This window comes from Haloarcula sp. KBTZ06, assembly GCF_048595605.1.
Taxonomy (GTDB): Archaea; Halobacteriota; Halobacteria; order Halobacteriales; family Haloarculaceae; genus Haloarcula; species Haloarcula hispanica.
Map to the genome: position 1 here is coordinate 114018 of NZ_CP184337.1, position 21253 is coordinate 135270.

Consider the following 21253-nt stretch of genomic DNA (forward strand, 5'->3'; position numbering starts at 1 on the left):
TTATGTGGACCTGTGGTGACAAATGTCGCATGACAACACTACTCGAAGACAAGACGGCGGTCGTCACGGGCGGCGCGAGCGGGTTCGGCCGGGCCATCTGCCGACGGTACGCGGAGCACGGCGCAGACGTTATCATTGCGGACCGACAGCAGGACCCCCGCGAGGGCGGCAAACCGACCCACGAACTGGTCGAAGCCGAGACAGACCAAACAGCACACTTCGTCGAGTGCGACGTGACCAACCCCGACGACCTGGAGGTGGCTGTCACCGCGGCCGAGGAACTGGGTGGCATCGACATCATGGTCAACAACGCCGGCATCTCCGAGATAGCTGATTTCTACGAGACGACTGAGGAGGACTACGACCGGCTGATGGACGTGAACACGAAGGGAGTGTTTTTCGGCGCGCAGGTCGCGACAGAGGCGATGCGGGAGAACGGCGGTGGCACTGTCATCAATATGTCCAGCTCCGGCGGCATCCGCGGCACCGGCCTGCTGGTCAACTACTGCACTTCGAAGGGCGCAGTCCGACTGTTCACGTACGCGCTTGCGGATCGCCTGAGCAACTACGACATCCGGGTCAATGCCATCCATCCGGGCTACAGCAAGACCCAGATGTTCGAGGACGAGCGCATCGACGACACGACGAAAATGATGCTGAAGGAACTCATCCCCTCCGGCCGCTTCGGCGAACCGGAGGAGATCGCCGACGTGGCGACGTTCCTCGCCAGCGATATGGCCTCCTACGTCAACGGCGAGAGCGTTGTAGTCGACGGAGGACTGACGAACACCTGACCGAAGCAGCTATTACACTGTTTGCGCTGCGATTCGTCGACGTGAGTACGGTTGCACAGCCACCGCTCTCGACTCTTCCCCGAGCTCGTATACAACCAAACTACCCCTTCCCAACACCTTCGGTTGGACTAGTACAAGCACAATTGTTTTATGCGAAAGCGGCGTTGTACTCACCATGCGCCACAGTATCGAGATTCGACCGGCGGCCCTCGGAGACCGAGGATGAGTAGCGACGGACGCCAGTCGACAGCGGCCGCGGCTGAGGCGACGCGTCCAGCCGACTACGGGACGCTGTACGTGGTCGGTATCGGGCCGGGGCTCCCCCACGACATGACCCAGCGGGCGAAAGACGTTATCCAGACCGCTGACTGTATCATCGCCTCGAACCTCTATCAGGAGTTCCTCCGGAAGGACGGCACGCTCCCGCCCCAATCGGCTGAACTCGACGGCGAAACCGATGACGGCGAAATCGCTGGCGAAGAAGGGGCCGTACTGGAGCGGCCCGACGGCAGTCAGCAGACGCTCATCCGGTCGTCGATGGGCAAACAGGTCGAACTCGCCCGCGAGGCCTTCGAGCGGGTCCGCGCCGGTGAGGACATCGCCCACGTCTCCGGCGGCGACCCGAACGTCTACGGGAAGTCCGACCTGCTGTTTACGATGGCCGACGCCGACGACGCCGACGATGTCCCCATCGAAATCGTCCCCGGTGTGACCGCGGCGCTGTCGGGCGCGGCGAACCTCGGCGCGCCGCTGTCGAACGATTTCTGTACGATTTCGCTGTCGGACAAATGGCGCGGCTGGGACGAAATCGAGGAGAAGCTCCGGGCGGCCGCGATCAGCGGCTTCGTCGTCGTCCTCTACAACTGCTGGCGCGACTACGAGCGAGCCGTCGATGTTCTGCGGGAGGAACGAGCGGACGACGTGCCCGCCGCTATCGTCAACGACTCTGGCCGCGGCGAGGCCGGCCGGAACCTCGACGACGAGACGGAGACGATCACGACGCTCGGCGAACTGTCCGAGCACGACGACAAGGTCGGCGGCATGGGCTCGTCCATCGTCGTCGGCACTCACGAGACCGAAGTCTGGCGCAACGATTATCAGGAGTTCCTCGTCACCCCGCGCGGTGGGCGTGACGTCGACGATTTCTAACAATGAGCACTGACAACACTACTGACGCAAGTACCGAGACAGAATCGAAATGCGGGGCGAGCGAGGCGGGAAGCGCCTCCGAGAGCGCGAGCGAAGTAGAGACCGATACCACCTCGAAATGCGGTGCGAGCGCGAGTTCGTCGACAGAGACGAGTCCGGACACGGGCGACGACACCGCCTCGAAGTGCGGGGCCTCATCGTCGTCCGAATCGTCGTCTTCCTCCAGCAGTAGCTCCTGTGGCGCGTCCTCGTCGTCCGGTTCCTCGGACGAGGAGGAGGTTGGCGCGACGGTTGACGACTTCGACGCCGAACCGGGCCGGCTCATCGCCGTCGGCCTCGGCCCCGGCCAGCCTGAAGGAATGACCGCTCGCGCCCGCTCCGCCCTCATGGACGCCGAGCACATCGTCGGCTACACGACCTACGTCGAACTGCTGCCCGACGAGATTACTGAGGGAGCCGACGACATCTACAACACGCCGATGTGTGGCGAAGTGTCCAGAACGGAGGAGGCCATCGACCGCGCGCTGGCGGGCAACGACGTGGCCATCATCGGCAGCGGCGACCCGAACGTGTATGCGCTGGCCGGCCTCGCGCTGGAGATCATCGAGTCCAAGGGCGCGACGGCGACGATGCTCGACTTCGACGTGGTTCCGGGCGTCCCGGCAGCTCAGTCCTGTGCCGCCCGCGTCGGCGCGCCGCTGGTCAACGACACCGTCTCCATCTCGCTGTCGGACCACCTCACAGACATGCCGACCATCGAGTCGCGGCTCCACGCCGCCGCCAAGGAGGGCTTTACCATCACCATCTACAACCCCTGGAGCCGCAAGCGCCGGGACAACTACGAGAAGTGCTGTGAGATCTTGCTGGAACACCGCGACCCCGAGACGCCCGTTGGCGTCGTCCACGCCGCCGGCCGCGAGGACGAACAGGTCGAAATCGTCGAACTCGGCGAATTGCCGGAACTCGGCGAAACGGACCTCGTCGACATGACCACCACCCTGCTCGTGGGCAACGAGGACACCTACGTCTGGGACGACCGGATGGTGACCCCGCGGGGCTACGAAACCAAGTACGACTACTAATGTACCGAATCACCATCGACCGCGAGGCCTGCGACGGTATCTTCGCCTGTCTCGTCCGCGACGACCGCTTCGTGGAGGACGGCGACGGCCTGGCGGCCATCGAAACGGACGACCGGACGGCAATCGAAGCCACCTTCGACGACGACCGACGGGACGACGCCGAGCAGGCCGCCGCGGCCTGTCCGCTGGACGCGATTCACGTCGAATCCGTCGAGGAGGACGCCGGGGCCGTCGGCACACCGGCAAGTGACGCCGAGGAGGTCCAGCCATGAGCGTCGAGACCGGCGCGCCGCGGGACATGCTTGCGGCCCATCCCGAGACAGCATACTTCTGGGGCCGGGTCGCCGGCGACGGGGAGTGTGAAGACGGCTGTGTCACGGTCCGAACCAACGACGAGACGGCCGCCCGGCGGCTCGCGTCCATCGCTGGCGCGGAACGGGCTGACCGCCGCATCGTCGAGCGAGCCTACGCCCACGACACCTCCATCACCCGCCAGGAGGAGGAGTTCACGGTGCAGGTCGTCGGCGGGCTCGCCGACCGCGCCAGCGCCGCGCTCGGCCTGCCCTTCGACGGCGAGTCGGGCGGCTACCGCTTCGACGCGCTGGCCGACTACGACCGCCAGCTCCTCCGGGGGCTGCTCGAAAGCTGTGGCACGGTCTGTTTCAAGTCCGACGACAACGCCGTCGGCATCTCCTTCGTCCACGAAGACGAACGACTCCTCCGGACGATACAGACGCTGCTCGACCGCTGTCCGGTCGACGCGCCCTACGACGAGCTCTCGGAGACCTCGTCGGGCTACTGGTTCGGCGTGGCCGACGACGCGGCACCTGTCCTCGGTGACTGGCTGTACGAGGGCAGCGAAGAGACGGGGCTGTTCGCGCCGAGCCGCCGGCGCAAGCTCCAGAAAAGCATTGAACGAGTCCGATGAGTGAAGCTATCACCGCGCCGGAGACGCTGGACGACGAAGCGGTGCTGCTGGTCGGCCACGGCTCCCGGCGCGAGAAGTCGAACGAACAGGTCCGCGACCTTGCGGTCGAACTGGAGGGCCGACTCGGCATCCCGGTCGACGCGGCCTTTCTCGAACTGGCCGAGCCGGCTATCGACGAGGCCATCGCGGGGCTGGCCAGAGCCGTCTCGCAGGTATCGGTGGTCCACCTCTCCCTGTTTGCCGCCAGTCACGTCAAAAACGACGTGCCCCTGGCCGTCGAGCAGGCCCGCGAGGCCCACCCGGAACTGACCATCAACAACGGCGCGCACCTGGGCGTCCACCCGGCGCTGCTGGACCTGCTGGACGACCGCGCGGCGGCCGTCGAGGCCGAACTGGGCGTCGACCGGGAGGAGGACGACGTGGCCGCCGTCGTCTGTGCCCGCGGGTCCAGCGACCCGGACGCAAACGCCGACGTGCACAAGCTCGCTCGCCTGCTGTACGAGGGCCGCGAGTTCTCGCGGGTCGAAGCGTCGTTCATCGGCGTTACAGAGCCGCTGCTCGACGACACCCTGCACGACATCGCCAAGACCCGGCCCGACGCCGTCGTCGTCATCCCGTACATGCTCGGGGACGGCGTGCTGACCGGCCGCATCAAGGACGGCGCACGCGAGTTCGACGAGGAATACCCCTACGTCGACGCCGCGCCGGGCGAACCGCTCGGGACCGACACGCGCCTGCTGGACGTGCTGGGCGACCGCTGGCAGGAAGCTCGGACCGGGAGCGTCGAGATGTCCTGTGACACCTGCAAGTACAAGGTCGAACTGGACGGCTACGAGGAGGACCAGGGCGGCGCTCGCGCGATGCTCCGGGCGCTGACCCACCAGGCCGAACACGCCGACCGCGAGAACGTCGACGACGACCCCCACGTCCACGACGCCCCCGAGAAACACGTCGCCGTCTGTACGAACCAGACCTGCGCACAGGACGGCGCACCCGCGGTCCTCGAACGACTGCGCCAGGCCGCCCGCGACAGCGACCAGTGCGACGCCCGCATCACGCGGTCGTCGTGTCTCGGCCGCTGCGGCGAGGGGCCGATGGTCGCCGTCTACCCGGACGGTGTCTGGTACGGCGGCGTCGAAGACGAGGACGCCGCCGACATCGTCTCCTCGCATCTTGACCGCGACCGCATCGTGAGCGAACTCGTCGACCAGACGCTTTGAGAGTACACCCTTCCAACACTACAACCATGAGCTGCTACGAAATCGAGGCCCTCCGACTGGGCCTCATGAACGTTCTCGGTACCGAAGACGACCACGCCCGCCAGCACGCCGAACAGGAGCTGGAGGGTCACATGACCGGCCCCATCGAGGCCCTCGCCGGCGCGGAGACGCTGGCCGCCATCGAGCGCCACCTCGACGCCGCGCTCGTGGACCTCGAAGAGGAGATCGCCGCGACCCCCGAAGACGACCCCGAGTACGACTACCTCCGGGGGCGACTCGTGGCGGTCCGCGACGCCGAGCGGGCGGTGTCGCGCATCACCATGCAGGGCGAGGACGTCCTCGACGGGCTGGGTGAGGCCCACGACGTCCTCCACGAGGCGTTCCCGGTCGATGAGTAGCCAGCGCGCCCCGACCGCCGACCTCGGGGATGTAGCACCAGCCCGCTCGCGCCATCAGGGCCGCCGCTCGGCGGTCACGCTAACCAATGGCCTCGCGGTCGTCGGCACCGCTGATGGGGACCTGCAGGCGTTCGACGTGTCGGCGGACGCCGGTCCGCTACACCGGCGCTGGCAGTACGGCACGGACGGCGAGCCGAGCGTCGTCGCGGCGGTGTCCTTCGACGGCGGTGTCGTCGTCGGGGAGCGCAGCGCTCGCGGGCAAATCCGCTGTCACGATGCAGGCGGCGACCTGCGATGGCGGTACGAAACCCGCGGGGACCTCGGCGAGGCCCAGCAGGAGACCAGATTTCTGTTGCCGTTCGTCGCCAGCCTCGCAACCGACGGCGGCCGGCTCTATGCCGCCGCCAGACGGTACGAGCGACGGACTGACGCCGACGGGAACGACCTCCGCCACTTCGAGAGCGTCGTCTACGCGTTCGCGCCCGACGGCACCGTCGACTGGACGTACCGGACCGACGGTTCGCCGATATCCCTCGACGCCGACGATGGCCGCGTCGCAATCGCCTACAACCGCTGTCCTGGCGACCACCAGCACGGCCTCGTCGTCCTCGATGCCGCCGACGGTGACCCGCGCTGGATGTGGGACCCCGGCACCGACGGCCAGCGGCGTGTCGGTGACGTGGCCTTGCTGGACGACGGCGCTGTCGTCTCCAGCCACGGCGACTACTGTGGCTACCGGCTCGACAGCGGCGGCCGGGAGCGCTGGCGCGTCCCACTGGCGACGCCGACCGACGTGGCCGGTGACACCGTCTACGCGTACCCGAACCACGTCCACGCGACGGACGAGGGCGCGGTGTTCGTCACCGGCAACACATATCCAGAGGACGGCCGTGAAACGGACGCCCGCCACCCGAACGAGCACACCGCCGCTGGTGTCTCGCTCGATGGTGACCGCCGCTGGGACGCCCCTGTCGGCGGTTTCGCCAGCGGGTTGGGGACTGACGGCTCGCTGCTCGCCGTTCCCGGCGCGCAGAACTTCCGGGACCGCGACGCCGACGACCACGCGCTTCGGCTGTTCGATGTCGCAGACGGCCCCGTCGACACGCTGGACACCGACGGCGTTGTGACGGCGGCCGCAGTCTCCGACGGGACCGCCGTCGCTGTCGAGGAGCCGGTCGTTTACCACGACGAGGGGCGCGAGCGCGGCGCGTATCGGCTGCATCGCGTCGGGATAGCGCAGCCCTGTCGCTGACGCGTCGACGTAGCGATCTCGGCTGTAACGGCACTCCAGACGACTTTTTGCTGTCCCCGGTTTGGCTCCGATTACCGTGTTATGTGGTGTCAAACTAACCGTTCGATAGCCGTAGCGTCTCGGTATAGGAGCCCAGTATGGCTGATAACACAGACCCGGACCACGAGGAGGCACAGCCGGCGGCGGACTACGAAGCCGACGACGACAGCACCGTCGACGACAGCGCCGACGACAGCACCGTCGACGACCGCCCAACCGAGCGCGAACGGGAGTTCGCGCAGATGCAGCGACGGCTCAACGAGCGGGAGATGGGTCTCGACCAGCGGAGCGCGGAACTCGATCGGCGCGAAGAGAAGAATGACGCCCGCGAGGAGGAGCTTGACCGGCGAGAGGCGGAACTGGACGAGCGGGAGTACCGACTTGATGAACGCGAAGCCGCTCTCGACGACCGGGAGACGGCCCTCGACGAGCGCGAGGCCGAACTGACGGAGTACGATGCGCAGTTGTCAGAACGTGCCACGGAACTCGACGAGCACGAGAAGACGCTGCACACCTACCTTTCGGGGCAGATGACGGACGTAGAGGAATCGGTCACGGAGACGATGCACGACGCGCTGGACCGGTACGAGGCGGATCGGTCGGCCGGTCGGTTCGGCCCGACCGGCACGATGCTTGTCGGGCTGACCGGTGTCGCGCTCGTCGTTGCCGGGATCGGGTTCGGCGCGCTGGTCTCGGCCGGTACGGCGTCGTTCGGCGTCGGCGGGACGACGACGAACCTCGCTATCGCCGCCGTCGTCGCTATCGTCGGCCTGGCGCTGAATCTCGGAACGGTTGCCGGAAAAATCTGAGCCGCGTCGTCGTTAGTCCGCGGTCGCGGGATAGTCCAGGTCGTCCGCGGCTGGGGTATCACTGTCCCCGAGCCAGGCGTGAACCCCTGCGATTGTGGCCCACAGCACTAGCTGGCCGAACACGACCGTCCAGCGGTAGGCCGCGACGAGCGCGGCAGGCACGTCACCGTGGACCGGGTTTGCCGGTGCGAGCGCGACCGGAACTGCGAGCAGTGCGAGCGGCAGCGCCATGGCTCCGAGTCGAATGGCGGTGTGGTGGCGCGCTGTCCGCTGATACGCGAGCCCGGCGAGCACTGCGACCAGCGCCCCCAGTGCCATCAGGCCGGCGTACCAGGCGAGGCGCGTCTCTGTCCCAAGCGCCTGCTCGACGCCCGGCGGCTGTGGCGGCAGGACGAGCCACGGCGCGCCGGAGACGGTGAGAAAGCCGGCTCCCGCAAGCGCCAGTCGCTTCGTCGCGCCCGAGCCGGGGATTGCAGGTTCGAGGAAGAAATACGCCATCCCGAACACTGCGACGCCGAACAGCAGGCCCCAGAGGACGCCGCCGCCGATGCTCGCGACGGCCGTCGTGAGCCCGGAGACGACGGGGCCGCCGCCGTGGCCGTGCCCGTGTTCGAACGTCTCCAGTCCGGCAGTGAAGCTGTTCCCGACTGTCGCGACGAACAGGCCGTAGACCAGCCCGCCGGCCACGCCGGCCACTGCGCCGCGTTCGAGGTAGTCAGTCGCCATCAGTGGCAGGTGATCCCGGCGCTGTGTCGGAAGTTGTGCAGCGAGTCGTGCAGCATCGGGTCCTGCACGAACAGCAGCGTGAAGCCGAGCGCCGCCACCAGCGCGACGGCAATGGCGATCTGCGGGCCGGTCAGCGACGCTCTGGCGCGTTCGATACGGTCATGCACGCTGTCCGTAGCGCGTGCGGTGTCAGTGTCGTCCTGCATTGAAATCTCGTTTGTCTTAAGAACAAGTAAGATTGTAAAACTTCCGCCTGAGACAGCTCCGGCCGGGGGTTATCGCTTGCTGGCGACGGCGTCGACGCGCTCGGCGGTCAGCGCGTCCAGCGGGACGACCGACGCGTCCGTTTCGTCAGCAACGAGGTCGAGCAGACCGGCGCGACTCCCTTCGCCCGCATCCACGACGACGGTGCGGTCGGCTGCTTCGCCGAGCGTCCGCGCCGCGTTTCTGGTCGCTGCGACCGGACTCCCGTCGGCGGTGTTCGCCCGGCCGTCGGTCACGACGACGACAACGCCGGCGTCCGGGTCCGCCCGGTCGAGCACTTCCCGAGCGGCCGCCAGCCCGTCCGGCAGCGGCGTCCGGTCGCCGGTCGGGAGGTCCTTCAGGTGTCGGGCCGCCAGCGAGACGCTCTCGGTCGGCGGGAGGACCACGTCCGCGCCCTCGCCGGCGAAGGTGACAAAGGCGACCTGGTCGCGGGCTTGGTAGGCGTCCTTCAACAGTTCCAGCACAGTCCCCTTCGCGGCTTTCATCGCCGGGCGCATCGACGCGCTTGCGTCGACGGCGAACACGACCAGCGTCTCGGCGTCGCCTGCACGAACGGACTTCCGAAGGTCACGTGACTCGACATGGCCGCTCCCGCGACTGGCCGCCGCCCGGACCGACGCTGCGGCGTCGACCTCATCGTCCCGGCCGGCGCGCTCGGTTCGGACCGTTGCACCGCGTTTCGTCCCTGTCGCGCTCGCACGGCCGCTTGCGCTCCCACCGTCGGTGTCGACCGACGGGGCATCCACGTCGGGTGCGCCGCTGTCGCCGACTGTGGCGCGGGACTGGCCCGGCAGCAGCGGGGTGGCGTTTTCCGGGTCGTCGGACTGGTTGGACTCTCCCTCCCCACCGTCGTCTCCGGCCGCTCCTTCGCCGTCGCCGGCCTCTGCTTCCTGCCGCTCGCCGTCGCTGTCGGCCGAGGTGGGCGTTGGCTGCTCGCCGCGCTCGCCTGACTCGTCGTCGCCGCCCTCGCCGGCGTCACCGCTGTCGTCCGGCCGCTGTTCTTGCTGTTCGCTTCCGTCCTCACCGCCTTCGGAATCGGCTCCGTCGTTTACTGACTCGTCGCCGGCCCCCGCTTCCTCTCCATCGTCTTCCGCGTCACCTTCCTCGTCACCGTTTTCTCCGTCGTCGTCGGACTGCTCCTCGGATTCGTCCTCGCCGTCCTCGAAATGGTCGTCGAGCACGTCGTCCACGTCCGGCGCGTCCTCGAAGGGCCGGGAGGTGAGCCGGTGGGGGAGCGCGAACTCGGCGGCGCGCTCGATGTCTGATTCAAGAACCGTCGTCCGCCCGTCGAGCGCGGCGAACGTCCGGGCCGCCCGCGCGGTGGCGATGTCGCCGCGGTGACCGTCGAGGCCGGCGTCCCGACAGAGTTCGGCGATCTGCTCGCGGAACTCGCGGGCGAGGGCGACCTCGGGCAGCAGTTCGCGGGCGGTCCGCAGGCGCTCGCCCGGGTCGCGGTCGGGTTCGCTCTGCATCTCCTCGTCGCCGTCCTCTCCCAGTGCTTGGTCGATGATAGCGACACGGTCATCGAGGTTCTCGCAGGCCGACACCTCGGTCTGCAGGGCGAATCGGTCCCGCAACTGCGGGCGGAGGTCGCCCTCCTCGGGGTTCATCGTCCCGACGAGGGTGAACTCGGCGGGGTGGGAAACGGTGACGCCGTCGCGCTCGACCCGGTTCTGGCCGCTCGCAGCAGCGTCGAGCAGCACGTCGACGAGGTGGTCGTCCAGCAGGTTCACCTCGTCCACGTAGAGGATGCCGCGGTTCGCGCGGGCCAGCAAGCCGGGGTCGAACTCGTGGTCGCCGTCGAGCGCGTCGGCCACCGACAGCGTCCCGACGACGCGGTCCCGGGTCGCGCCCAGCGGGAGCGTGACGAGTGGCACCGACCGCGTCTCGACGGGTGGGTCCGCCCGCGTCCGGCAGTCGTCACACTGGGCCTCCGGCCTGTCCGGTGGACAGCCGTAGGGACAGTCCGCGACCGCGCGCTGCTCGGGCAGCAGGTCGGCGAGGGCGCGCACGGCCGTCGATTTCGCCGTCCCCTTCTCGCCGCGGACCAGCAGGCCGTCGAGGTCGTCGTCTGTCGCGACGGCCAGCAACCCGTCTTTGAGGTCCCGCTGGCCCACCACGGCTGCGAAGGAGGCCTCCTGCGAAGCTTTTTTGCCGTCGCCGAGTACAACCATACTTGTATTAGTGCAAACGGAGATTTAATAACGTTATGCCACAGCTAGGACTCTACACCGCGACGGAGAACGAACTCGGGGCCGTCCAGCGGGCCGCGGACGAGGTCGACGCCGACCTCGTCGTGCGCTCGGAGAGCGACCTCGACGACGAGCCAGCGGTCGAGGCGTTCGTCGACGAACTGACAGACGCCGACGCCGTAATCCTGTGGCTCCACGGAGCCGAGGACAGCATGCCCGGCTACGAGATGGCCGTCGAGCGATTGCGCGAGGCCGGCGTCCCGCTCGTGGTGAAAGCGACGGGCGACGCCTTCGCCTTCGAGGACACGTCGGTCCCCGACGAGCACCGCGACACCGTGTACGACTACCTCGACAAGGGCGGGGCGAGCAACGTCGCCAACTGCCTCCGCTACCTCGTGGCGCAGTACGGCGACGCCGATCCCGCGTACGACGACCCGGTGACACTCCCGACGGAGGGCGTCTACCATCCCGACCATCCGGGCGCGAGCATCGAGGACCTGCGGGCGACATTCGACCCGTCGAAACCGACGGTCGCCGTGTGGTTCTACGAATCGCACTGGACACACGAGAACACCCGCTACGTCGACGCGCAGGTCCGGGCCATTGAGGCCCACGGGGCGAACGCGCTCCCGATATTCTGTGAACCGGCGACCGACGCCGAGGGCCAGTGGAACGCCGAGCAGGTCACCGAAGAGTGGCTGCTGGACGACGACGGCAATCCGCTCGTCGACGCCGTCTGTTCGTCGTTCATGTTCTCGCTGTCGATGGACGAGCGCGGCCGCAGCGCCGACGACGAGGGCCAGAGCGCGGAAGACGTGTTCCTCGACAAGCTTGGCGTCCCGGTCATCCAGACGGTGACGACGATGCGCTCGCGGTCCCGCTACGACAGCAGCGACACGGGCGTGATGGGCTTCGAACTCGCGCTCTCGGTCGCGCTGCCGGAGTTCGACGGCAACGTCATCACCCACCCCATCTCGGGCAAGGAGCGTACTGACGACGACGCCGGCATCGGCAGCGCGCCGAAACAGCACTTCCCAATCGACGACCGCATCGACCACGTCGCTCGGCTGGCGGTGAACTGGGCCGAACTGCGCCACACCCCGAACGACGAGAAGCAGGTCGCCGTCGTCCTCCACAACTACCCGCCCAGCGACGACGGCATCGGGACCGCCTTCGGGCTGGATTCGCCCGAGAGCACGGTGAATCTGCTGGAAGAGCTGGACAGTCGGGGCTATGACCTGGGCGACACGATGCCCGACAGCGGCCAGTCCCTCGTCGAACGCCTCACCGCCCAACTGACGCTGGACGACCGCTGGGTCGCGCCCGAGGACGTGCGCGAGATGAGCGTCGACACCGTCTCGCCGACCCAGTACGGCGAGTGGTTCGAGATGCTTGACGACGACTTCCGTGAGAACGTCGTCGAGGAGTGGGGCGACCCGCCCGAGCGCCCGTTCGCAATTCCCGGCGTGGAGTTCGGAAACGTGCTCGTGACAGTCCAGCCGCCACGGGGCTTCGGCATGGACCCCTCGAAGGTGTACCACGACTCCGACCTCCAGCCGCCCCACGACTACGTCGCGTTCTACCGCTGGCTCCGCAACAGCTACGAGACGGACGCTGTCGTTCACCTCGGGACCCACGGCAGTCTGGAGTGGCTGCCGGGCAAGACTGTCGGGCTGGACGGCGAGAGCGCACCGGACCAGCTCATCGACGACATCCCGAACGTCTACCCGTACATCGTCAACAACCCCGGCGAGGGGACCCAGGCGAAGCGGCGGTCCTACGCCGCCATCGTGGACTACTTGACGCCGGTGATGGCCAACGCCGGGACCTACGACGACTTGGCCGACCTGGAAGAACTGGCCGACCGCTACCGCGAGGCCGGCATGGAAGACGCTCGGACCGACGACGGCGAGCACCTCGCCGAGCAGCTCCGCCAGACCGTCGACGAACTGGACCTCGCTGTGGAGCTGGGCATCGCTGGTGAGATTGACGAGAAGGCCGACGTACGTGGCCCTGACGAAGCCGGGTCGACGCTCGCTGAGGGTGACGTGGCTGGCGACGACCTCGACATTGACGCCCTCGTCGAACGGGTCCACGAGTACCTCACCGACGTGAAGACGACGCAGATCCGGAAGGGGCTGCACACGATGGGCGAGCCGCCGGCCGACGACCGACTGGTCGACTACCTGGTCGCGCTCACGCGCCTCGAGAACCCCGGCGCGCCGTCCCTGCGCGAGAGCGTCGCTGGCGTGCTCGGCGTCGATTACGACAAACTGCGCAACGCCCCCGGCGAGTACGACGAGGCGCTGGGGATGACCTACGCCGAGGCCGCCGACCACGTCCACGAGACCAGCAAAGACCTCGTCCGGACGCTGGCCGAGCACGACTTCGACGTGCCCGAGAGCGAACTCGAAGACAACACCTCGGAGGTGAATATGAACCTTCTCGTGGTCGACATCGAACCGCTCGGGGATGCCCGCGTGCGGTCTGGCGCACACGAGGACCTCCGCGAGGCGCTGGCCTACATCTGCGAGGAAGCGGCCCCGCGGGTGGCCGGCGCGGCCGACGAGATTCCGCGAACTGCGGACGCGCTGGCTGGCGAGTACGTCCCGCCCGGCGGCTCCGGCGCGCCGACCCGCGGCGGCGTCGACCTGCTCCCCACGGCCCGGAACTTCTACACGCTGGACCCGCGGAAGGTCCCGGCCAAGACGGCCTGGGACGTTGGCAGCGAGGTCGCCGACGGCGTGCTGGAACGCCACGAAACGGACGAGGGCGAGTATCCCGAGGAAATCGGCGTCGTGGTCTGGGGCACGCCGACGGTCCGGACCCGCGGTGAGACCATCGCGCAGGTGCTCGCCCTGATGGGCGTCGAACCGGTCTGGTCCGACGCCGGACGCGTCGAGGACGTGGAGCCGATTCCGCTCGACGAACTCGGCCGCCCGCGCATCGACGTGACGACGCGCGTCTCCGGCCTGTTCCGTGACGCCTTCCCGGCGGCCGCGGGAGTCGTCCACGATGCCGTCGACGCCGTCGTCGACCTCGACGAACCCCACGAGATGAACTACGTGAAGAAACACGTCGAGGAGGAGACCGACGACCTCGTCGCCGATGGCATGGACGAGGGCGACGCCGAGAGCGCGGCGAAACACCGCGTCTTTACGACCCGGCCGGGCGGCTACGGTGCCGGGACGAACAAGGCCGTCGACGAGGGCAACTGGGACGACCGCTCGGACCTCGCCGACGTGTACGTCCAGTGGGGCGGCTACGCGATGGGCTCGCGCGGCCGGGTCAGCGACGCCCATGACGCATTTGAGCGCCGCCTGTCCTCGGTCGACGCGACGGTCAAAATCGAGGACACCGCCGAACAGGACGAGTTCGACTCCTCGGACTGGTACGCCTTCCACGGCGGTTTCATCTCCGCAGTCACGGAAATCGCCGGCGAGGAGCCGAACTCCTACGTCGGGGACTCCTCGGATCCGGACAACGTCGACGTCTACACCAACGAGGAAAAGGTCCGGAAGGCGATGCGCGCCCGCGTTCTGAACCCCTCGTGGCTCGACTCGATGGAGAAACACGGCTACAAAGGAGCCGGGGACCTCTCGACGACGGTTGACGTGGTGCTGGGCTGGGACGCGACGACCGACGTGGTCAGCGACACGCTGTGGGAGGACGTGGCCGAGCGCTACGCCTTCGACGCGGACCGACAGGAGTGGCTCCGGGACGTGAACCCCTGGGCGCTGGATTCGATCACCGACACCCTACTCGAAGCTATCGACCGCGGGCTCTGGGACGCCGACGACGAGACGCGGGACCGCCTGCGGGATCTGAACCTGGAGGTGGACGGTGATTTGGAGGCCCGTGCCGGGGCTGGCTCCAGCAACGATTCGACAGAGGTGACCTCAGATGACGACTAACACAGACGACGTGACAGACGACGAGACGAACAGCGACGACGACTTCGAGGAGTACGCCGACCTCGGCGCGACCACCTCGAACGCGATGGACATCGCGGAGACGTCGATGGACCGCGTGCGCGAACTCGTGCCGGACGAGACGCTGGCCGACCGGATTCGCCAGAAGTCAGTCCACGCGACCGGTGACCCCGAGTTCCAGCACCTGATGCGGTTCACCGGGACGGACGACGACGAACCGGTCCGTGCGGGGGCTCGCGCTGTCCTCGATGAACAGCCCATCGTCACCGACATCACGATGGTCAAGGCCGGCATCACCGGTCGCGGTCACGACTGTCCGGTCCAGAAGGCCATCGGTAACGGCGCGGAACTGGCCGCCGAAACCGGGATGACTCGCACGGCGGCGTCGGTCCTCGAACTCGACAAGCAGGGCGTCTACGACGGGGCGATTGCCGTCGTCGGGAACGCGCCGACCGCCGCGCTCGCGCTGGCGGACTGCATCGAGGACGGCACGCGCCCGGCGGTCGTCGTCGCCACGCCCGTCGGCTTCGTCAAGGCCGCCGAGAGCCGAGAGCGGCTCCGCGAGGTCGCCGCCGAGCACGGCGTGCCGACCATCACGAACGTCGGCCGCCGCGGCGGGAGCGGACTGGCCGCCGGGCTGACGAACGAACTGGTGCACGTAGCCTCAGACGTACGAGACGGGGAACTCACGCTCGATGAGTAGCGACGACTACGACCTCGATAGCGGGCCGGACCCAGCGGCCATCGCGGCGAGCGCGCCCGAGGACCCCGACGCCGACCGGCCGGTCCACGCTGTCGGCATCGGCCCGGGGAACCTCGATTTCCTGACGCCGCGCGGTGAGCAGGCGATTCGCGAAGCTGACGTAGTCGTCGGCTTCGAAACCGTCGTCGACTTCGTCGCCGACCGGACCGACGCGGACCTGCTGACCTGTGGCTACCGGGACGAACTCGACACGCTGGAGACTTTCGCCGAACGCGTGGCCGACGGCGAGCGTGGGACTGCGGTGGCGATGGGTGACCCGAACCATTCGGGCTACCAGTTCGTCGGGAAGGTCCAGCGCGCCGTCGACCGGCCGGTTCGTATCGTGCCGGGCATCTCCTCGCTGCAACTGGCTGCCAGTCGCGCCCGGACGCCAATGGAGGACACGACCTTTGTGACGCTCCACAAGAGCGGCGACCTCTCCACCGACCTCGACCGGCTCCGGAGCGACGTGGGCGACCGACACCTGCTCGTGTTGCCGCGCCCCTTCGACCTGATGCCCGAAGACGTCGCAGCCGAACTGCTGGACGCTGGCGGCGACCCCGAGCTGCCGGTGCTGGTCTACGAGCGACTGACCCACGACGACGAGGACCGGACCGCGACGACGCTCGGCGATCTTGCCAAAGATGCTGGCGGTGGCGGCAGGGACGACACGCGGTTCTCGGACCTGTCGGTGTTCGTCGTGCGGCGAGACTGAGGCCGTTTTACTGCGGTCAGCTAACTGCGGCGGGCTCTTGCTGCCGCCGCCTGTATTCGTTTATCAGACGGAACGCCAGCACGTACCCGATAGCAGCGAACACGATGGCCAGGATGATGTTCCCCGTCCACAGTCGGACCAGCACGTCGCCGCCCATCGACATCGACACACCGTCGAATGACAGCCCGGGTATCGGCCCCAGAATCCGGTTGCCGAGCCAGAAGCTCGACGCGTACACGCCCCACTTGACTGGCGGATTGAGTATCAGCACCGAGGCAAACAGCGCGACCTTGCTGAGCTGTCTGAACAGGTACGCGAGGACGAGAAAGGCGATGAACCCAGTGCCAAGCGTCGGTAGCGCGGTGAGGAACACACCGACGCTGAAGCTCATCGCGACCTCTCGCGGAGAGTGGTCCTCTATCAGCGCGGTCACCAGCTTCTCTTTGACCTGTTCCCGCGTCTGCGCTACTCGTCGGCGAACCATCTACGTGCCAGAATGTACCGTGGGTACAAATCGCTTCCTCTCGTCGACGGGAGCTCGGCACTGCCGCCGCGACAGCCCTAATCGCCCTCGCCGTCGGTCGCCATCGGCCGGTTTGTGGCGGCCAGCGTCGCCTCGAACGTCTGTGGCGTGCGCGTGTCGGCCATCGTCCGTGCCGTCTCGACGGCGGTTGCGACGGCCTCGGTGACGAGCGGATGGTCGCCCAGCGTGTCAGTGTAGGCGAGCCCGCCTCTGTCGAGGTCGAGCTTGGCGGGAATCTGCGTCTCAGTTGCGTCGGTCGGCGCGAGAAAGAGCGGCACGGCGACGGCGTGGTCGTGGGTGAGGTTGTACCTGACACATTCGACGGCGGGGTTTTGCAGCAGATAGCACGGTTCGACCTCGCCGAAGGCTGACCGCTCGCGCAGGCGCTCGGCGTGGTACTCCGTCACCTGCCGCTGATACGGCTTGCCGCTGGAGCCGAAGGCAACGAGTGCGACGGACGAATCGGCAGCTTCCGGTACCGCAGCGGCGGCACGATCACGGAGCGCTTCGGTCAGCAGTGGGCTTCGCCCAACCGGTTCGCAGTAATGCGTCTCGGCGTCGACCTCCTCGAGCGCCGCCGGAACGTCCGTGACTGTCGTGTGGTCGTGAGCGACGGTCATCGGGAGCGCAAACACCCGGTCCGCATCGATGGCTACCAGTTCGTCGCGTAACTCCCGACGGGGTTCGTGGTCGTAGGTCAGCACCGTCACGTCGGTGGCTACCCCGCGCTCGCGCAGACGGCGAGCGTGTGTCTCGTAGGGCGTAGCGCGTGACGTGTCCCGACCGATGAGCAGGAGTGTGTCGTGTGGCATTGGTAGCTCCTAACGCTAAAACAAGCTGAGTTGTTTTAGCGAAAGTTGGCTTGCCTGAACGTTGGCAGGAACCCACTAATACCTTTGGGTCCCCCGTCGTACCGGCTATCGACGACCGTCTGTGCAGCGCAGCGGGCACCGGGTCTTATGGATGCTGGACCGCAATCTCGGGCTATGGACGTGACCGAGAGTGACCTGCCCGGCGTGGGAAAGAAACACGAGGTGGACATCGGCGGTGGCCAACAACTGGTCGTCGTGACCCACAACACGGGCACTCGCGAACTGTATCTGAGAGAGAGCGAGGACGCCGACTCTGTGAAGTTGCTCGAACTCTCTGACCGGATGGCTCGGATAGTCGGCACGATACTCGAAGGCGCGTACTTCCAGCCGGTCGAATCCAATCACGTCGAGACGATGCTGTCGGAGGGCACACTGCTCGAGTGGTACGCAGTCGAGGACGACTCGCCGCTAGTCGGTGAGACGCTGGCCGGCGCTGATGTCGGTCAGCGAACTGGCGTCACTGTCGTCGCGATACAGCGCGACGACGACGTCATCGCCGCCCCCGCGTCCACCGCCGAAATCGAGGCCGGCGACACAATCGTCGTCATCGGCGAACGCGACAACTGTGAGCGGTTCGAGCAGCTCCTTGGCGGAGAGCTGTAGACAGATGCCTGTAGCCGGCTCGTTGGGGGGCTACCGCCGTGGCTGACCTGCTCGGTATCGGCGTGTTGTTCGCCGCCGTCGCGGTCGCTACCCTCGTCGCCGTGTGGCTGAACAAGTCGGTGATTCCGTTCTACATCATCATCGGGATGGTGCTGTCGCCGTCGGTTGCGGGGCAATTCTCCGTCGCCGGCTACGGCCTCCCCGTCGTCGAGTCCTCCGAGTTCATCGAACTCGGCGCGGAGCTCGGTATCGTCTTCCTGCTGTTTTTCCTCGGGCTTGAGTTCAATCTCGACCGGCTGCTGGACCGCTGGGAGCGCATCACCAGAGCGGGGACCATCGACCTCGCCATCAACTTCGGTGCCGGTCTCCTGCTCGGGTTCGCGCTGTTTCGCGACCCGCTCGCGGCCTTTCTGGTCGCCGGCATCGTCTACATCTCCTCGTCGGCCATCATCACGAAGTCGCTCATCGACCTCGGCTGGATCGCCAACGACGAGGCCGACCCGTTGCTCGGGACGCTCGTGTTCGAGGACCTGGTCATCGCTGTGTATCTCACGATAGCCGCCGCTCTCGTCGCCGGCGGGTCCGACGTGGGGGCCGCCGTGACCTCCGTCGGCGTCGCGCTCTCGTTCATCGTCGCGCTCCTGCTCCTGGCCCGCTACGGGACGCCGTGGTTCGAGCGGGCCCTGCAGACGAACTCGAATGAGTTCACAGTGATACGAGCCGTCGGCATCACGGTTCTCGTCTCCGGCATCGCCCTCGCTATCGGCGTCAGCGAAGCTGTCGCTGCCTTTTTCGTCGGGATGGCCTTCGCCTCGACCACCCACACACATAAACTGGAGAACCTGTTGGAGCCTGTCCGCGACACGTTTGCGGCGGTGTTTTTCTTCTGGATCGGCGTCGAGACCGACCCCCGATTGTTCGCAAGCGTCGCGGGGCTGGTCGCCGCCGCTGTCGTCGTCACCACGCCGACGAAAATCCTGTCGGGCTATCTGGGCGGCCGCGCGTACGACCTCGACCCCCGTCGGTCGATACGCGTCGGCCTCGGCATGGTCACTCGCGGCGAGTTCTCTCTGATCATCGCCGCCGTCGCACTGACCGGCGCAGGCACGTCGCTGTCGTCCGAGCTAGCCAACGCCGTCTACTCCTTTACTGTCGCCTACGTGCTCGTGATGAGTATTCTCGGGACGATGCTGATGCAGTACTCTGCTCCCTTCGAGGACTTTGCAACGGCCCGCTTCGGGGCGGAGTAACGAGAAAAATGTGGGGGCGGCCCTACAGTTCGCTGTCGGGAACGACGACGACCTTCCCGAAGCCTTCGCGGTCCTCGATTATCTCGTGTGCCCGAGCGATCTCGCTCATCGGCAGCGTCTCGCGGACTCGCGGCTCCATCTCTCCTTGCCAGACCAGATCAAGCACTTCGTCGGCCTGCCCCGGGGTGGCCATCGTCGAGCCGATGACCTGCAACTGGTTCCAGAAGATGCGGTTGATGTCCGTCTCCGGGTTGCCGCCGGTGGTCGCGCCGCAGGTGACGACCCGGCCGCCCTTGACGAGGCTTTTGAGCGAGTCCTGCCATGTCTGTGCGCCGATGTGATCGACAACCATGTCGACGCCGCGGCCGTCGGTCAGGTCCCGAATCTCGCTCGCGAAGTCCGCCTCCTCGTAGTTGATGGTGTGGTCCGCGCCCAGTTCTTCGGCGTAGTCGAGCTTTTCCTGGCTGCTGGCAGTGGCGAACACCTCAGCGCCGGCGTGGTCGGCTATCTGGACGGCCGCGTGGCCGACACCGCCGGAGGCACCGAGAACGAGAACGGACTCGCCGGCCTTCAGGTCGCCGCGGTCACGGAGCATCCGCCAGGCGGTCTGGAACACCAGTGGCGACGCGGCGGCCGTCTCCCAGTCGACGCCCTCCGGGACTGGCGTGAGATTCTCCGCTGGCACGGCGGCGTACTCGCTGTGGACACCCCGGACGTGCTCGCCGATGATGTGGAAATCAGGCGCGAGCGTCGGGTCGCCCTTCCGCGTGAACTCGTCGCCACCGCCGCTCTTGCCGGCGAGGACGGCGACGCGGTCGCCCGGCTCGAACCGCGAAACGCCGTCGCCCACCTCGTCGACGACCCCGGCGGCGTCACTCCCCGGGATGTGTGGCATATCGAGGTCGATGCCGGGGAGCCCGCGACGGGTCCAGATGTCGAGGTGGTTCAGTGCGGCCGCCTTCACGTCGATGACGACCTCGTCGCGGCCCGGTTCGGGGTCGGGAAACTCGCCATACTCGAGCACATCACGATCGCCGTGACTGTCGAACTGAACGGCTTGCATCGTCATCACTTCCCGTGGCTCGCTTATAAACGCCAGCCTCCCGGAGGCTATTCTGGTTGTCGTCGCCAGTGTTCGGTCTACCAGCGCCGCTCAATCTGTGTCTATTGCTTATTCTATTCTGTCTATGCACTGTATGGTTACAGAATACACATCTTCTCTCTATCTAGCCGACTTCTATTATTATCTATCGTATATGCGGCCATATCAGCCTGAGATACTGTGGATATCTGGAGATAAAAACACAAAAGACGCTAATTCAGATATCTGAGCGTCCTTCTCGGCCTTGCAACACTGTCCGGGCTTGGTGTGTGCTACTACTCACCACTGCTGGCTCGATGAGGAGCATACTTATCGCTCGAACCCGTTCTCTACGGCACCAATGACACACACATCAAACACACCCACTGGTCGCTCTCGGGCCGTTCCGACACGCGACTGCGTGGCTCCTCGCTGTGGGACAGCGGTGACCGACCGATGAATCTCTCGCTCGTTATCGTCGCGACGATGACTGGCGTCGCAACCGGCGTCGTGTTCGGACTGCTTGACGTTCCCATTCCGGCCCCACCGAATCTCGCCGGTGTCATGGGTATCCTCGGAATCCTCGTCGGCTATCGCCTCATCGAGTACTTCGACGTCGGCGTCAGCCTGCTGTCGTTGCTGAAGGTCTGACGACGATAGAGCGCTTTTCGGACCTGAGCGT

Annotated in this window: 21 protein-coding genes; 15 read left to right on the top strand and 6 right to left on the bottom strand. The window is 66.9% G+C overall.

Going from position 1 to position 21253, the window contains the following annotated elements; genetic code table 11:
- Positions 1 to 29 precede the first annotated feature (29 nt).
- The 9 genes from ACNO8S_RS00630 to ACNO8S_RS00670 all read left to right on the top strand — a co-directional run bounded on the left by ACNO8S_RS00630 (position 30) and on the right by ACNO8S_RS00670 (position 7671).
- Positions 30 to 794 carry an SDR family oxidoreductase gene (locus tag ACNO8S_RS00630; protein WP_050037425.1) on the top strand — a complete coding sequence of 255 codons (765 nt, stop codon included), beginning with the start codon at positions 30 to 32 and terminating at the stop codon, positions 792 to 794.
- Between the two features lie 222 nt (positions 795 to 1016).
- A complete protein-coding gene (locus tag ACNO8S_RS00635) occupies positions 1017 to 1943 on the top strand; it encodes a precorrin-3B C(17)-methyltransferase (RefSeq protein WP_050007644.1) in 927 nt (308 codons plus the stop codon).
- Positions 1944 to 1945: 2 nt separating this feature from the next.
- Positions 1946 to 3025 (top strand): precorrin-3B C(17)-methyltransferase, encoded by a 1080-nt coding sequence (gene cobJ / locus ACNO8S_RS00640; protein WP_014039266.1) that lies wholly within the window; start codon positions 1946 to 1948, stop codon positions 3023 to 3025.
- The gene (locus ACNO8S_RS00645) at positions 3025 to 3297 is read left to right on the top strand and encodes a ferredoxin (protein ID WP_420182328.1); all 273 of its coding nucleotides are present in this window, start codon (positions 3025 to 3027) and stop codon (positions 3295 to 3297) included. Before cobJ ends, ACNO8S_RS00645 begins: the two co-directional genes overlap by 1 nt.
- Positions 3294 to 3953, top strand: a complete 660-nt coding sequence (locus tag ACNO8S_RS00650) for a cobalamin biosynthesis protein (protein WP_420182329.1) — start codon at positions 3294 to 3296, stop codon at positions 3951 to 3953. Before ACNO8S_RS00645 ends, ACNO8S_RS00650 begins: the two co-directional genes overlap by 4 nt.
- Positions 3950 to 5173, top strand: coding sequence for a CbiX/SirB N-terminal domain-containing protein (locus ACNO8S_RS00655; protein WP_014039268.1), 1224 nt, complete (start codon positions 3950 to 3952; stop codon positions 5171 to 5173). Before ACNO8S_RS00650 ends, ACNO8S_RS00655 begins: the two co-directional genes overlap by 4 nt.
- 26 nt (positions 5174 to 5199) lie before the next feature.
- A complete protein-coding gene (locus tag ACNO8S_RS00660; protein WP_014039269.1) occupies positions 5200 to 5571 on the top strand; it encodes a DUF3209 family protein in 372 nt (123 codons plus the stop codon).
- Positions 5564 to 6823: a PQQ-binding-like beta-propeller repeat protein gene (locus ACNO8S_RS00665; protein WP_420182330.1), complete on the top strand. Its 1260-nt coding sequence runs from the start codon at positions 5564 to 5566 to the stop codon at positions 6821 to 6823. The genes ACNO8S_RS00660 and ACNO8S_RS00665 overlap by 8 nt, the downstream gene beginning before the upstream one ends.
- A 137-nt stretch (positions 6824 to 6960) precedes the next feature.
- Positions 6961 to 7671: an Rnase Y domain-containing protein gene (locus ACNO8S_RS00670; RefSeq protein WP_420182331.1), complete on the top strand. Its 711-nt coding sequence runs from the start codon at positions 6961 to 6963 to the stop codon at positions 7669 to 7671.
- A 12-nt stretch (positions 7672 to 7683) separates the two neighbouring features.
- Here ACNO8S_RS00670 and ACNO8S_RS00675 read toward each other — a convergent pair whose 3' ends face one another.
- The 3 genes from ACNO8S_RS00675 to ACNO8S_RS00685 form a co-directional block, all read right to left on the bottom strand.
- The gene (locus ACNO8S_RS00675) at positions 7684 to 8397 is read right to left on the bottom strand and encodes a CbtA family protein (protein WP_050037432.1); all 714 of its coding nucleotides are present in this window, start codon (positions 8395 to 8397) and stop codon (positions 7684 to 7686) included.
- Complete coding sequence (locus tag ACNO8S_RS00680; protein ID WP_014039273.1) at positions 8397 to 8603, bottom strand: CbtB domain-containing protein; 207 nt, start codon at positions 8601 to 8603, stop codon at positions 8397 to 8399. The genes ACNO8S_RS00675 and ACNO8S_RS00680 overlap by 1 nt, the downstream gene beginning before the upstream one ends.
- A 69-nt stretch (positions 8604 to 8672) precedes the next feature.
- Positions 8673 to 10835, bottom strand: a complete 2163-nt coding sequence (locus tag ACNO8S_RS00685) for a VWA domain-containing protein (RefSeq protein ID WP_014039274.1) — start codon at positions 10833 to 10835, stop codon at positions 8673 to 8675.
- Between the two features lie 35 nt (positions 10836 to 10870).
- Between ACNO8S_RS00685 and cobN the strand changes: the two genes are divergently transcribed.
- Genes cobN through ACNO8S_RS00700 form a run of 3 tightly spaced genes read left to right on the top strand, consistent with a single transcriptional unit; the run spans position 10871 to position 16242 of the window.
- Complete coding sequence (cobN, locus tag ACNO8S_RS00690; RefSeq protein ID WP_420182332.1) at positions 10871 to 14767, top strand: cobaltochelatase subunit CobN; 3897 nt, start codon at positions 10871 to 10873, stop codon at positions 14765 to 14767.
- The gene (locus tag ACNO8S_RS00695; RefSeq protein WP_064287280.1) at positions 14757 to 15488 is read left to right on the top strand and encodes a precorrin-8X methylmutase; all 732 of its coding nucleotides are present in this window, start codon (positions 14757 to 14759) and stop codon (positions 15486 to 15488) included. The genes cobN and ACNO8S_RS00695 overlap by 11 nt, the downstream gene beginning before the upstream one ends.
- Positions 15481 to 16242 carry a cobalt-precorrin-7 (C(5))-methyltransferase gene (locus tag ACNO8S_RS00700; RefSeq protein ID WP_420182333.1) on the top strand — a complete coding sequence of 254 codons (762 nt, stop codon included), beginning with the start codon at positions 15481 to 15483 and terminating at the stop codon, positions 16240 to 16242. The genes ACNO8S_RS00695 and ACNO8S_RS00700 overlap by 8 nt, the downstream gene beginning before the upstream one ends.
- A 16-nt stretch (positions 16243 to 16258) precedes the next feature.
- On the opposite strand, the gene ACNO8S_RS00705 is transcribed toward ACNO8S_RS00700, so the two are convergent.
- A complete protein-coding gene (locus ACNO8S_RS00705) occupies positions 16259 to 16726 on the bottom strand; it encodes a DUF2062 domain-containing protein (protein ID WP_014039278.1) in 468 nt (155 codons plus the stop codon).
- 77 nt (positions 16727 to 16803) lie between these two features.
- Positions 16804 to 17577 carry a CbiX/SirB N-terminal domain-containing protein gene (locus ACNO8S_RS00710; RefSeq protein WP_050037436.1) on the bottom strand — a complete coding sequence of 258 codons (774 nt, stop codon included), beginning with the start codon at positions 17575 to 17577 and terminating at the stop codon, positions 16804 to 16806.
- Between the two features lie 174 nt (positions 17578 to 17751).
- Between ACNO8S_RS00710 and ACNO8S_RS00715 the strand changes: the two genes are divergently transcribed.
- Together ACNO8S_RS00715 and ACNO8S_RS00720 are read left to right on the top strand one after the other, a co-directional pair.
- The gene (locus ACNO8S_RS00715; protein ID WP_014039280.1) at positions 17752 to 18240 is read left to right on the top strand and encodes a cation:proton antiporter regulatory subunit; all 489 of its coding nucleotides are present in this window, start codon (positions 17752 to 17754) and stop codon (positions 18238 to 18240) included.
- A gap of 38 nt (positions 18241 to 18278) precedes the next feature.
- Positions 18279 to 19490 carry a cation:proton antiporter gene (locus ACNO8S_RS00720; RefSeq protein ID WP_151144667.1) on the top strand — a complete coding sequence of 404 codons (1212 nt, stop codon included), beginning with the start codon at positions 18279 to 18281 and terminating at the stop codon, positions 19488 to 19490.
- A gap of 22 nt (positions 19491 to 19512) precedes the next feature.
- Here ACNO8S_RS00720 and ACNO8S_RS00725 read toward each other — a convergent pair whose 3' ends face one another.
- Positions 19513 to 20553, bottom strand: coding sequence for a zinc-binding dehydrogenase (locus ACNO8S_RS00725; protein WP_044951606.1), 1041 nt, complete (start codon positions 20551 to 20553; stop codon positions 19513 to 19515).
- Positions 20554 to 21027: 474 nt separating this feature from the next.
- Here ACNO8S_RS00725 and ACNO8S_RS00730 point away from each other — a divergent pair, with 474 nt between their 5' ends.
- Positions 21028 to 21222, top strand: a complete 195-nt coding sequence (locus ACNO8S_RS00730) for a XapX domain-containing protein (RefSeq protein ID WP_004518274.1) — start codon at positions 21028 to 21030, stop codon at positions 21220 to 21222.
- Positions 21223 to 21253: the final 31 nt, after the last annotated feature.